The following is a 12,909-nucleotide window of genomic DNA, read 5'->3' as shown; positions in this document are numbered from 1 at the left end:
GTGGTGGATCAAACGAATCGGCTTCATCGGTCCAACCGTCGAGGTTGCCGCATTTCAACCGGTAGGAAACTACAGCTTTCGTCTCGACGTTGACCAGTCGGCATCGTGTGCCCGGCGGAACGGTTCCCTTGAAAGGCCCGTGCCGCTGCAATACGTCAAGCGGGTTATCGTGCAGCGGAACGGGGGCTACTGCCGTTCGCCCCGCGACGTCGATGACATAGCCGCTGAACCAAGCGTATGCGAGGCACAACGCAGCAGCACATGCACTCCAGATGAATACCCTACCAATTGCCGGACGCGCCACCCTCGTAACCCTTCCCGTAGAACCTACGTTCGATAAGCCTGTTTGACTTTTCCAGTGCGGCGAGCAACTCCGCAGGGGATACTGGCGTCGGAAAATAGCGGGGGTCATGCGCCATGATGCCAATCATCTCCAGCACATCCGCGACATTCGAACTACATGAGTTATTGAGCACACTATACTCTGCGTCTACCATCACCCGTCTGTCCAGTTCATCGCGGAGAATGGTCTTCTCGCGCGGGGTAACCCATAGGTACAGCCCAGCCACATCGCGCTTGACCCTTTGCGTATTGCTCTTAAGGTATTCCGAAAGCGAGCCCTTGTAGTACCGTTCATGCGCTCGGCTGTACACCGTACCGTCGATTCCTATTGCAACGTGTCCGAAGGCGGAGGCAGGGCGTGGCAAGCTATCGAAGACAAACACTTCTACGTACTCTCGCTCGATATAGACTGACTTCGGTTCGTCATTACTGGCAGGTGTAGTCGTGCGCGTGGCGACCTTTGTCATCCGCTTGCCGTTTGGGGAAATGATCGTATTGGTCATGCTCATCCTTCCACATAAATTCCGACGTCTTCCGATTGCGCGACACTTGATAGCAGGTGCGTACGGCCATCGGCATCTGTCGTGCCATGTTCAACTTCACCATTTCCTCGCTTGATCGCGTAAGCAATATTCGGAACTGGATCCTGCGAGCTCCCGTCGCGAATAACATAGCGCTCGTCATATGCAAGCCCCAAAACACTATCTTCAGATGCTCCGCCATGGACAGCGTTACTCGCAATCTGTGCTTGGCCGTACCCGCTGCGAGAGACCTCGATCGTGAAATCGTGCTGGGTATGGAGAACGACGGGCCTGTTTGCGCACCTGCAATTGACGCGGGCGCCACTCACTAGGATTTGTTTGCCGAGAATGTCGAAAGCCGGGTAGCAATCGTTCATCACCGATCCGGTTGATTTGCAGGCCGGACACGTCGCAATGTCCCCTTCCACGCCGACGCTCACGCCATGGTGGATCATGTGGTTTGTATGGGCGATGAGTTGGCCACCTGTAGTGGTTGGGTCGCCATTCTTTAGTGCGTAACGAATATCTGGCATTGGTTCCCTTCGGCTGGAAGAAGCTCCATCAAGCGTGACAGAGCGCCACCATGGGATAGAACCGCGCGAACGTTGCGACGTCAATAGAGAGAACATCTTCCGCGGCGCCCGATCAACGCAGTGCCGGGGTACCCCCACGCATCTTCGGGATGTTGATCTGCCGTAAAGACAGCACTAAATACACCGCGTATAGAGCTTCTGCGCAACTTCGAGATGAAGGCCCGGATGTGCGATCAGTTCTGCATCGCCGATGCGAACAACATTGCAGGCTATATCGTCAACATCGGAGATTGATCATGCTGCGAAGACTCACCGCTGCCCTGCTGTTCAAGTGGTGCAGCCCCACATTCCCTTGCGCGCTGATCGGCCTCGAGCACGAACTCAGCTTTGGCAACGCCGACAGCGTCTTGCCGGCAGCGGAAGTACGCAAGCTGGCCGAGTGGAACGCAAGAATGAAGAGAGCTTTCCCAGTGGAGGGCAATATGCCGTCTTTGTCAGGCGAGCATACAGCGGACGGCCATCGATGAATCTAGCCATGATGCGCCTGGAAAGCGCCAAGGCAGCTTTGGGGGCCATCGGTCTGGTGCCGGAGCGGATCGAGCATTCGGAAATCGATACCGCGATTCTTGAGCTTCGGACCAGTGGTAAGAGCGTGGGTCCAGTAAGCGAGGTCTATGTAGCATTTCAACCGGCCTGTCCGCATCCGTGTTGCCTTGGGCCACAGCCAATCCGGTAGAAACCAATCCCGGGACTGGAGGGACCTTCTTGTACAAAAGGAGGCCAGACAAATGAAATAATTTGCTTGCAAGATACCCGGCCTTGCCCTGTCTTCGGTGCTGCTAATGGGTGCCGGAGTCCTGGCCGTACTCCTATATCCATTCTCGCTCTCAAGCGACAATACGACGATCGATGTCATCTACATGCAGTACGCCTGCGGGGACTGCTACGTACAGTACCGCGTGCTAAGGGCTGGTGAACGAGGGGGGCAGATGCAAGCCAGAACGTTCGATAACGAGAACGATACCCCGATGCGGTTCATTGGCTGGGATGTCGTTGTTCTATACAAGGGCTCTGACCAGCCGCTTATCAAGTATGTGGACCCAAGCACCGCCTCACGCAATGACTGCATGAGCCCCGTCGTCCGCTTGCGGGGGCGGTTCAAGCGCAAGCTGATCTACATGTTCCTCTACTCCGGCGACAGATACGATGGCATCTACTTTGATGCGGACACGGCATCGATCGTCCCGAACGGCATCCACGGCTGCAGGCCGAGTCGCGGGGCGTCGATCCGATAGTCTATCGATCCGTAGGGCGCTCCCCGGTCCTTGCCATGAGACAGGTCGCATAGGCCATGACCATTGATCACGAAACCAAATCGGCTGGCGACGTCGCAATGGTGCGGCGGGCCGTCGCAACCGTCTACGGCATAGACGCGATCGAAGTGCATGAAGTCGTGCACGGGGTGAATCGAACATTCTCGCTGACGGATTCCGCCGATCGGACCTACTACCTTCGTCTGTACAGAACCCATGGACGAGGCGAAGTCGAGATCGACGCCGAGCTGCGTTTGCTAGCGCGAATCGAGCGGGATGATCTGCTGGAAGTATCGAGTGCACATTCAACGCTCCGGGGCGGAAGGCGCTTTCGTCTTGCCTTGTCGGACGGTGCTATACGTCATGCAGCTTTGTTTGACGCGGCAGTGGGACGTCCTGTGGAGATGACCTGTGATGATCTCGCTGCAGCCGCGAACGCGCTGAAGCGTCTTCATGCGCAGCCTGCGTTGGGCGAGCTCGCACCAAGCAGACATATTGCAGAGCTTGGTGAGGCATATCGGACGCTGAACCGTTTGGCCGAAGCGTTCGCCTTTGCCGGTAGCGCAGCAGCGACAGTCAGGGACCGTTGCAAGCACTTGGCGGCTGCCGGTTGGCCGCCTGCCGGTATGCCCATCGGCTTCTGCCATGGCGATTTCCGAATGGCGAATATGCGGATCGAAGGCAGGCGAGTCACGTTGTTCGACTTCGACGACTGTGGATGCGGGCCGCAATGGTTTGACCTGGCCACCATTGGATGGTGGCTCGAGACCGAAGGCCGAGACGATTCAGCGTCTTTGTGGCGTGCGTTCGTCAATGCCTATATGCCAGCGTTGTATGGCTCCCCGGGGTTTCGCCATTCGATCCCTGCTCTGGTCCTGCTTAACGAGATCAGGTCGATCGGCATTCTCCTTGATTACTGTCTACTGGAGGAGACCACTTGGCGCGAGCTGTGCAAACGTGTGGATGATCTGAGCTACCGCGCAGTGTCAGGTCAGTTGGCCATTGACCGTTGGTTCGCGTAAGCAAGAAGGAAATACCAGCGAAGGGGCTCTCATGAAGATTGAGATCCGCACTGCGAGGCATAGCGATCTCGAATGGTACAAGCTTCTGCATTCCGACGAGGCGTTCAACCGATGGATCGCGCGAAGCATCAACGATCCGCAGTCCATGGAGAACGTCCCGGCCAGATTTGTCGGCGTGCGTATCGTTGGTGCTACTTGATACAGCGTTGTGCAAAGAGCCTTCCCGGCACACGTTCGGGAGGTGGGCCACCCATTCCTCTAGTTGACGTTGCGCCCCTTCCCATCCCAGTACGGCGCCCGCAACTCCCTCTTGAGAATCTTGCCCGCAGCGGACAACGGCATCGCGGTACGGAATTCCACCGACTTCGGGCATTTATAGCCCGCGATGAACTGCCGGCAGTGCTCCCTGATCTCGCCTTCGCTCACCGCTGCACCTGGCTTGGCAACAACGATCGCATGCACGGACTCGCCCCATACCGGATGGGGGATGCCAATGGCTGCGCACATTGCCACGTCGGGATGGCGGCCAATGGCATTCTCGACTTCTGCCGAGTACACGTTCTCGCCGCCGCTGACGATCATGTCCTTCAGGCGGTCGACAATGAAGATATGGCCCTCTTCATCCATGTATGCGCCATCCCCGGTGTGGAGCCAGCCGTCGCGCAGGGCGCGGGCAGTTTCCTCGGGCTTGTTCCAGTAGCCACGGGTGACGCTCGGCCCGCGAACGATCAGTTGGCCCACCGAGCCGCGGGGCAGTTCTGCGCCATCGGCATCGACAATCTTTACGGCGAGTCCGTATGCCGGCCTGCCGACCGAAAGATGCAAGCCGCGTGTGCGGGCGGCCTCGCCATGGTTCTCGGGCGGATTCGTGCAGACAATCATGGTCTCTGTCAGCCCGTATGAGTGCGCAAAGTCCACACCCGGCAGCTTTGCCAATGTCTGCTCAAGTACCGATGCAATGATCGGCGATGCGCCATAGCCGATCCGGCGCAGGGTGGAAAGGTTGCGCTTGCCGAAATCCGGGTGCTGGATCAGCATCTGGATCATTGTCGGCACGAGGCCGAGATCCGTGATGCCCTCGCGTTCGATGGTCTCGAGCGCCTCGCCTGCTTCGAACGACGGCACGATGACGTGAGTCTCGCCGGCGATGAATTGCATCAGCAGCCGGTTCATCGCTGCGATATGAAAGAAGGGGCCGGAGTGCAGCACGCGGCCGTTCCGGATTGGCGGCGTATCGGCCATGCGCTGGATGCAGCCAGTCCACAGGCTCATGTGGGTCATCATGACGCCCTTCGGGAAGCCGGTGGTGCCGCCTGTGTACATCACAATGGCGAGGTCTTCGTAGCCGCGATGGGCATCGTTGGCCGGCGCCGCTTCTCGAATCAGCGTGTCGAACGACAGCATGCCGGCGGGCGCCTCGCCATCGCCGGCATGGATCAGAATCGGTGAGCGCCGGGCGGTCGTGCGGATGCCATCCGCCATGTGCAGGAAGTTGTCGTCGACGATCAGGATGCCGGTGTCGCAGTCATCGAGGGAATAGACCACTTCCGGCACGCTCCACCGCGAGTTGACCGGATTCAGCACACCGCCGCCCCACCAGACGGCCATCGCATATTCGAGATAGCGGTCGGAGTTGAGCGCAAGCATTCCGACCCGGTCGCCGCGCCCCATGCCCAGGGTCTGGAGCGCACCCGCCAGTCTGGCAACGCGGTCACCGAACTCGCGGAATGTGCGCTGGCGCCCGCGGAAGATCGTGGCCACTTTCTCCGGCGATTGCTGAAGGGATCGGTGCAGGGTATCGGTCAGGTTCACGGGAGATGCTCCGTCATGTCATGCTGCAAAGAGAAGCGATTGAACCTTCGGGCACGGACTTGCGGCACAGGGTTATCCCGGTAACGAAGGCTGCCCCACCCGATCCGGGTTGGGCGAGCGTGGCATGCGTTCGTGCCGCGGGACGCAAGCAACTCTGTCCTGATCGTCGACACGCCGACGTAGGCATACGCAGGCTCTCCCAGCTCGATGCTGCGATATGTCCAGAACCTTAGCCACCCGAAACAAATGTAATCGTCTGTTAATGCCACGTGCCACCGCTCTGCTTTGGTATCAAAAGCGCGCTTCCCCTTTGGTACGATCCCGCTCTTTCCGCCAGCGCCCGCCATCGTGAATCGCCGCCATGTATCGTTGTTTCGTGAATATTGCGCACGGTGGCTCGCACGCATCCCACCGCTCTGCGCCGCCGGCAGCACCATAGCCAGACGCGGTTTCAACGGCGCGATGCGCCGCCTTCGTCACCCGACGCGACGCGGCATCGTGCTGACGCTCGCCGCATTGCCGGCGCTGTTCCTGCTATATGTGCTTGCGCTCGTGCCATTCACGCCGGGCATCGGAGACATTCGCAAAGCCCGTGTCGACCGGCCAGCGTTGATTGTGTCGGCCGACGGCAGGCTGATAGACGAATTCAAACCGGCCAATCGCGAGTGGGTGTCGCTCGGGCGGATATCGCGGTACATGGTGGAAGCGTTGATCGCAACTGAAGACCGGCGCTTCCGTGAGCATTTCGGCATCGACTGGATGCGTACTGCGTCGGCTGCGCTGCATACGTTTTCCGGTGACCGGCAGGGCGGCTCGACGATCACGCAGCAGCTCGCGCGCAACCTGTATCCCGAGGAGATCGGCCGCGCACCGACCCTCGCGCGCAAGCTCAGGGAAGCGATCACGGCGTTCAAGATCGAAGCCGTGTACAGCAAGGATCAGATCCTCGAGACGTACCTGAATACAGTGCCGTTCCTGTATAACGCCTACGGCGTGGAAATGGCCGCACGCACCTATTTTGGCAAATCGGCCCATCAGCTCGACATTCTCGAGAGCGCAACGCTAGTCGGCATGCTGAAGGCCAACAGCACTTACAACCCTGTGCTCAATCCCGATCGCGCGGTGCAGCGGCGCAATACCGTGCTCGGGCAGATGAATAAGTATGGGAAGCTCAATCCCGATGCCTATAACTGGTTGAAGCGACAACCGCTCAACGTCAATTTCGCATTGCAGACCGCGCAACCGGGCGCCGCACCGCATTTTTCGGCGCAGCTGCGCAAGTGGCTGATCGCGTGGGCCGATCGCAACGGCTACAACATCTATGCCGACGGGCTGGTCGTGCGCACTACCTTGGATTTCCGTCTGCAGGCGATGGCAACGCAGGCGGTGGACTGGCAGGCGAACCAGTTGCAATGGATCGCGAACGAAGCCTGGAACGAACGCACGGGCTGCTGGCCGGGCAACGAACTGTTCCAGGCATTCATCCGGCAAACGCCCGACTATCGCGCTGCACGCGATGCTGGCCGATCGGACCTGGCAGCACTCAGGAAGCTCGCCACGAACCCTGCCTTTGTCCGCGCGCTTTGCCGGAGCAAGACTCAGGTCCAGGCCGGCTTTGTCGCGATCGATCCACGCAACGGCGATATCAAGGCATGGGTCGGCAGTCGCAATTTCAGCGATGCACCGTTCGATCATGTGCAGCAGGCACGGCGTCAGCCGGGTTCGACATTCAAGCCGTTCGTCTATGGCGCGGCGTTCGCGGACGGGGCGCGGCCGAGCGATACGATCGTAGACCGGAACGTCGTCATTCCACTGGCCGGGGATGCGGTCTGGCGGCCTACCGATGCGGAACCGCCCACCGGCCGGCCGATGACGCTGCGCGACGCGCTGGCGTATTCGCGCAACCGCGTCACCGCGCAGCTCATGCAAAAGGAAGGCCCCGAGAAGGTCGCACGGCTCGCGCGCGCGATGGGCGTGCGCGAGAGTCCGCTCGAAGCGGTGCCGTCGCTAGCGCTCGGCACCAGCCCGGTCACGCTCAAGGAAATGGTCTCCGCGTATAGCACGATCGTGAACCGCGGAGCCTATATCGAACCGCGCATGGTCACTCGCATCGAGGATCACGACGGCAAGGTGCTCGCCGAGTTCGCGAAGGCAGCGCCAGAGCAGGCACTGCCCGCCGGTGCAGCGCAAACGCTCGTCGACGTGATGCGCGACGTCGTCAGCCGGGGCACCGGCGCGGGTATCCGGACGCGCTTCGGGATTCGCGCCGACGTGGCCGGGAAAACGGGCACGACGCAGGACAACACGGATGGCTGGTTCATCCTGATGCATCCGCAACTGGTCGCGGGCGCGTGGGTGGGTTTCGACGATGGACGTGTGACGCTCGGCAACCATTGGGGCCAGGGCGCGCACAGCGCCCTGCCGATGGTGGGCGCGTTCTACGACATGGCGTTGCGCGCGCGGGCGATCGATCCCGATGCGCGGCTCGGCCCCGAGAGCCGGCCGTCTCGCACGGTCCGTGCGCAACGGCATCGGCAGTTCCTCTTCTGGAGGTTCTGATGTCGGGCGTTCGCAACGCTCAGAGAATGCTCTTGAACGCTTGCCGTTCGCGACGCGATATACGCGATCTGACGCCTGGACCAGCGCATGGCGATGCGTAATCACGATTAGCGTTGGTACCCGTTGCCGGACGCGTGCGAAGATTCGCGCCTCGCGTTCTGGGCCACGTAGCGCAGCACGGCTGCCTCGAAGACTTCTGCCTTGCCGGCAGAGCGGGTGTAGTAGGTTTTCTTGGAAATGCCGGCGGCGGCAATGGCCTCCACGCTGGTGGCGCCAAAGCCATGCTCGATGAAGAGCCGGGCGGCGTGAACCATGCACTACACCTCTGGCTGTGGCCGATCGCAAGCGGCTGTCCAGGGGCTTAGCCAGCTCTCAGCCATTTGTAGGCTCAACCTTACAATGGCCCGCCGTTGTCCCATCCGCGGCTCGGCTCGGCGACGGGCTCTGATTGAGGAGCGGTCGCTGGCTTCCTGCCACTCTTCCATCCGCGACTTGGCTCGGCTGCAGGCTCAAGTCGAGGCGGCGGGGCGTGGCGGTTCGCTCGCGGCCTGCCAGGCGGCGGGGTCGGAGCGGTCGCTTGCCCCGGCGCGCAAAGGGCGGCGACAGAATCGCGCTCGTCCCCTGTAGCCGTATGGACGATCGCTGTTGCTTCGTCCATGTTCAGGTCATCATCCGCTAGTACGCGCAGACATTCGATTAGATTTTCTCTGGTAGGGCGATAGTGCCCACTGGCGTTGGAGATTTCGCGAAGGATGCCATTTTCGACCACAATCTCGCCAGCGCAGATCACATTATTGCCAGCATTGAGCGACGAGTGATTGAATTGCGAGCTGACGTTGCCGACCAGGCGCCCGTTTTCGGTGCTGTTCTGCACGAACAGGTTTCCGTAGAGATCCATGGCATAGATCGTGATGCCCCTGGGCGTCGAATACCAGGCACCGTTGCGGCTAAGCCGCCCATTTGACACGGTAAGCATCGTTCCAAGGCGCTCATGCTTGCGCATATAGTGGACATACATGCTTTGGCTTGAGATGGGAGCCAGCTTCTCGTAGGCAGTGAAGTCCTCTGGCCTGAACTGATCGAACTGTCGACCTTGGACCAACGGAGATGGCTGCCTTGTGTGAGCATCATGGGCGAAGCTTCCGCCAACCGGCGAAATCGTCTGGTCCAATCCATACGTTCCCGCACGGCGAAACTGGTCCCTGGCTTGATTGAACAGCACTCGCTCGACGGAGTAGCCAGCTTGAAGGGGAACTCCTGTGCGGGGGCCGGAGAGTTGCTTCTTGCGTTCGAACTGCTCGTAGCTCATAAGTAAGAGCACCTGCTTGCGAAGGTCCCGCACAGCAATGCTTCGCAACGCGCTGTTCGTCGATTCTTTCCCCGCCTTAATCTTTATCCACTCGTCACACGCACCCAAGAGGGTGCCAAGATGCTGCATACGCCCATCTGCTGTCGGCGGTGGATTGGTCACCCATGCTTCCAGCAGCATGTCGATTTTCAGTAGCTTCCTCCTGCCTCGGAAGCCGGAAAGTTTGGTCTTACTCTTAAATGCCTCCAGGCTGATCAGGGTGGGTTTCATGTGGTGCCTCTTGTGGACTGGAATGATGAGCAGTGCGAGCGTCGGCTTTCGCGCAGCGCTATTGGCTCAGCGAAGGTAGTCCATCATGAGTCCGCGCCATGCCGTGTGCAATACCTGGAAACTGGTAATACTGAATGCACCCATTACCAGTGAGAGGACGGCAAGGCCGGGGATCAGGAGTCCGATGGCAACAAAAAGGCCGCGAGGCGGCGGGCTTTGATGGATGGGGCGCGGGTAGGGGCGTAAAAAGGGTCCATCGAGGAATTCTGCATTTCATCTACCCGGACACCTACCCGATTTTCGACATTCGAACGCTGGAAGCGCTCCGTTATCTTGGCGCGTCGGCATCGCCGTCGAACCGCACCTCATCCCACAAGGGCCAAAACTCTCCGACGAGCCTTTCACGCGGAAACGACGCTATCGCAGCCGTACTCAAGCCTTCACTGTCGACAGAAATGATTTGCCTGGCCACCGTCCGATATCCGGCACGGAAGTGGTTGGCGCCCTTGATTGCAATGAGCTTGTATCCATTGACATCCAGCCCGTGCAGCGCAAACGGCTCGACATCATAGATCTGCTCGGCGCGCGAAGCCACGATGACATCGACACCATGGATGATCAGGCGACACATCGCGCCCAGGTCGAAGCGAACGCCTTCGAACATCGCGCCGGAGCGATTGACGAAACGACCGTCCGTGATGCATTTCACATAGGCATCGGCCTCGATCGGCGCGCCCTGGAAGCGGCCTTGCTTGCCACCCAGCGAGACCCTGACCGTAGTGCCGACACCCGCACGCTGCGCTTGTGCAACCACGGCAGCGTCGTTGATCGACGCGAAGCAGCACGTGCCAGCGGGCGGATTGGCGTCTAGTAACGCGCGAAGCAAATGCGTGCCGTCTCCGGGTGTGCCGCCGCCCGGGTTGTCTGCGTACTCGTTGACAACGACAGGCCCCTCTGCTGCCGACAGGGCAAGGGCGACGCCCTGTGCGGGGGTCGGAAACGTCGGACGGAATTCCTCGCGATGCGACCAGATCCATTGCGCGACTTCGTCAGCGCAACGCTGCGCGAGTGCAGCGTCTCCGGTCGTAGTACACACGACCATCGGGCAGGGTGCCGCGATATCCGCGTAGGGGAAGCCATGGAACCACGAGCAGTCGATCACGCCCGGCTGGGCGGCCAGCTTCTGGCAAACGTCATTGACCTCCGCCGGGACAAATCCGTCTTGTGTCGTCACGATGTACGGCAGCATCGGCAGGCGTCGCGTTGCGGTGACCGGTGTGAGCCTTCCCCGAATCACCTCAAGCAGCAGCTCGACGGCTTCGACGCCCCGCTCATGGAAGTCGGTATGCGGATACAGCTTGCACGGTAACGTCAGGTTGCAGGCATCCCGCATCGCGTCCGTCATGTTGCCGTGCAAATCGTAGACCGCGGCAATCGGAACACCTGGCCCGACCAGCGCGCGAACGGCAAGCGCCAGATCGCCTTCGACGTCTTCAGTGCCGTCGGCGACACCGGCGCCATGCAGGGCTAGTAGCACGCCGTCAACCGGCAGCGCAGCGCGGATGCCTTCGAGGATGTCTTGCTTCATGGCGGCATACGCGCCGGCTTCGATCGTGCCCGACGGTGTCGCCTGCCCGACATAGGTGGGGATGAGCGTGGCGCCGGTCCTGCGCGCGCCTTCGATAAAGCCGCCGACCTGATGATTCGATTTGTCGAACGCCGCCAGGATTTCGTCGCCCCGATACTGCTCGAACGCGCGCAGTGATGTCATGCCCGCGAATTCGGCGGCGTACGTGTTGGTCTCGTGGATGAGTCCGGCAACAGCCAGGCGGACGGGCGATTGGTCTGAAGTCACGGGAATGCTCCGGAATGTAGGTTTCGCACGCGATCAGCGGTTGACCTTCTTTGGATCAAAGCTTAGGGCGATCAGGGCGCCGGCGACAAGTGCGCCGGCGATGATAAAGATGGCCGGCGCGGTGCTGTGGTACGTATCGCGGATCCAGCCGATCAGGTACGGGCTGACAAAGCCCCCAAGATTCGCCAGGCTGTTGATCGCGCCGATGCACGCCGCGGCCGTCGCTCCGCCGAGGAATGCCGTCGGCAATGTCCACATGATCGGCGAGAAGCTGATGATCCCCGCCGCCGCGATCGACAGTGAGATCACGGCGAGTACAAGGTTCTGTCCCGCGAAGACGCTCGCCACGAGCCCAAAGGCACCCACCAGCATGATGCCGGCAAGGTGCCAGCGCCGCTCTCCGTGCCGATCCGAACTCCGCCCCACCAGCACCATGGCTACCACGGCCACGCAATACGGAATCGCGCTGAGCAGGCCGATCTGCACGCCACTGACCGCACCTGCATCGTTGATCAGCGTGGGCAGGTAAAAGCCGAGCGTGTACAACGCCATCATCGCCGGAAACGTCATCAGGATGATCTTGCAGATCCGCATGTCGCGCAGAATGCCGGTCAGCGGCATGTGCTCCCGGCCATGGTCATCCTGCGCGATATCGTTCTCGATCAATTGGCGTTGCGCCGGTGTCAGCCATTTGGCGTCCTTGACGCGATCCGTCAGGATCCACAGCACGCCGATGGCCAGCGGCAGCGTCGGCAGGGCTTCGAGCACAAACACCCATTGCCAGCCGGCGTGACCTCCTACCAGGTGAAAGCGCTCCAGAATCCAGCCCGACAAAGGGCTGCCGAGCAGGCCGGCGATGGGAATGCCCGCCTGAAAGATGGCCGTGACCTTGGCGCGGCGGCGATTCGGAAACCAGTAGGTCAGGTAGAGGATCACGCCGGGGTAGAAGCCGGCTTCGGCGACGCCGAGCAGGAAGCGCACCGTGTAGAACTGCCCCGGCGTCGTGACAAATGCCATGAGTCCCGAGAGCAGGCCCCATGAGATCATGATCCGGGCAATCCAGCGTCGCGCGCCGACGCGATGCATGATGAGGTTGCTCGGTACCTCGAACAGCATATAGCCGATGAAGAACAGCCCTGCGCCGAGCCCGTAGGCCGCCTCGCTGAATTGCAGGTCGGACAGCATGTTGAGCTTGGCGATGCCGATGTTCACGCGATCGAGATACGCGACGACGTAGCACAGCATCAGGAACGGGATGAAGCGCAGGGCGACCTTGCGGTAGGTGGCGTCTGCGAATGCGTAGGTGTCCTCAGGCCGCGTCTGAATATCGGGCGAAAGCGTGGCGTGATGCTCCATGAAAGTGTCTCCTTGTT

The 12,909-nt window shown here is 60.6% G+C and carries 12 protein-coding genes; 5 read left to right on the top strand and 7 right to left on the bottom strand.

Annotation, left to right across the window (positions count from 1 at the left end; all coding sequences use genetic code 11):
- Nucleotides 1-281 precede the first annotated feature (281 nt).
- The gene (locus AC3WON_RS04775; protein ID WP_492320345.1) at nt 282-845 is read right to left on the bottom strand and encodes a hypothetical protein; all 564 of its coding nucleotides are present in this window, start codon (nt 843-845) and stop codon (nt 282-284) included.
- A gap of 2 nt (nt 846-847) precedes the next feature.
- The gene (locus AC3WON_RS04770) at nt 848-1,396 is read right to left on the bottom strand and encodes a PAAR domain-containing protein (protein ID WP_492351242.1); all 549 of its coding nucleotides are present in this window, start codon (nt 1,394-1,396) and stop codon (nt 848-850) included.
- A 296-nt stretch (nt 1,397-1,692) separates the two neighbouring features.
- Between AC3WON_RS04770 and AC3WON_RS04765 the strand changes: the two genes are divergently transcribed.
- The 4 genes from AC3WON_RS04765 (at nt 1,693) to AC3WON_RS04750 (ending at nt 3,930) form a co-directional block, all read left to right on the top strand.
- On the top strand, nt 1,693-1,923 hold the full coding sequence (locus tag AC3WON_RS04765; RefSeq protein WP_492320343.1) for a hypothetical protein: 231 nt from the start codon (nt 1,693-1,695) through the stop codon (nt 1,921-1,923).
- Nucleotides 1,924-2,385: 462 nt separating this feature from the next.
- Nucleotides 2,386-2,691 carry a hypothetical protein gene (locus AC3WON_RS04760; protein WP_492351241.1) on the top strand — a complete coding sequence of 102 codons (306 nt, stop codon included), beginning with the start codon at nt 2,386-2,388 and terminating at the stop codon, nt 2,689-2,691.
- A 56-nt stretch (nt 2,692-2,747) separates the two neighbouring features.
- Nucleotides 2,748-3,731, top strand: coding sequence for a phosphotransferase enzyme family protein (locus tag AC3WON_RS04755; RefSeq protein ID WP_492320341.1), 984 nt, complete (start codon nt 2,748-2,750; stop codon nt 3,729-3,731).
- Between the two features lie 31 nt (nt 3,732-3,762).
- Nucleotides 3,763-3,930: a hypothetical protein gene (locus AC3WON_RS04750; RefSeq protein ID WP_492351240.1), complete on the top strand. Its 168-nt coding sequence runs from the start codon at nt 3,763-3,765 to the stop codon at nt 3,928-3,930.
- Nucleotides 3,931-3,989: 59 nt separating this feature from the next.
- Here AC3WON_RS04750 and AC3WON_RS04745 read toward each other — a convergent pair whose 3' ends face one another.
- Nucleotides 3,990-5,543 carry an acyl-CoA synthetase gene (locus AC3WON_RS04745; protein WP_492351239.1) on the bottom strand — a complete coding sequence of 518 codons (1,554 nt, stop codon included), beginning with the start codon at nt 5,541-5,543 and terminating at the stop codon, nt 3,990-3,992.
- A 348-nt stretch (nt 5,544-5,891) separates the two neighbouring features.
- On the opposite strand from AC3WON_RS04745, the gene AC3WON_RS04740 reads away from it, so the two are divergent.
- Nucleotides 5,892-8,102, top strand: coding sequence for a penicillin-binding protein 1A (locus AC3WON_RS04740; protein ID WP_492351238.1), 2,211 nt, complete (start codon nt 5,892-5,894; stop codon nt 8,100-8,102).
- Nucleotides 8,103-8,209: 107 nt separating this feature from the next.
- Here AC3WON_RS04740 and AC3WON_RS04735 read toward each other — a convergent pair whose 3' ends face one another.
- From AC3WON_RS04735 to AC3WON_RS04720, 4 genes are all read right to left on the bottom strand, one after another.
- Nucleotides 8,210-8,416, bottom strand: coding sequence for a helix-turn-helix domain-containing protein (locus tag AC3WON_RS04735; RefSeq protein WP_492320337.1), 207 nt, complete (start codon nt 8,414-8,416; stop codon nt 8,210-8,212).
- 80 nt (nt 8,417-8,496) lie between these two features.
- Nucleotides 8,497-9,681, bottom strand: a complete 1,185-nt coding sequence (locus AC3WON_RS04730; protein WP_492351237.1) for an IQM protein middle domain-containing protein — start codon at nt 9,679-9,681, stop codon at nt 8,497-8,499.
- A gap of 328 nt (nt 9,682-10,009) precedes the next feature.
- Complete coding sequence (locus AC3WON_RS04725) at nt 10,010-11,536, bottom strand: M81 family metallopeptidase (RefSeq protein ID WP_492351236.1); 1,527 nt, start codon at nt 11,534-11,536, stop codon at nt 10,010-10,012.
- A gap of 33 nt (nt 11,537-11,569) precedes the next feature.
- A complete protein-coding gene (locus AC3WON_RS04720) occupies nt 11,570-12,892 on the bottom strand; it encodes an MFS transporter (RefSeq protein ID WP_492351235.1) in 1,323 nt (440 codons plus the stop codon).
- Nucleotides 12,893-12,909: the final 17 nt, after the last annotated feature.

The organism is Cupriavidus sp. FW305-46, from assembly GCF_058787075.1.
The sequence above is the reverse complement of the archived record's forward strand: the minus strand, read 5'-3'. Positions and strand labels throughout refer to the sequence as shown.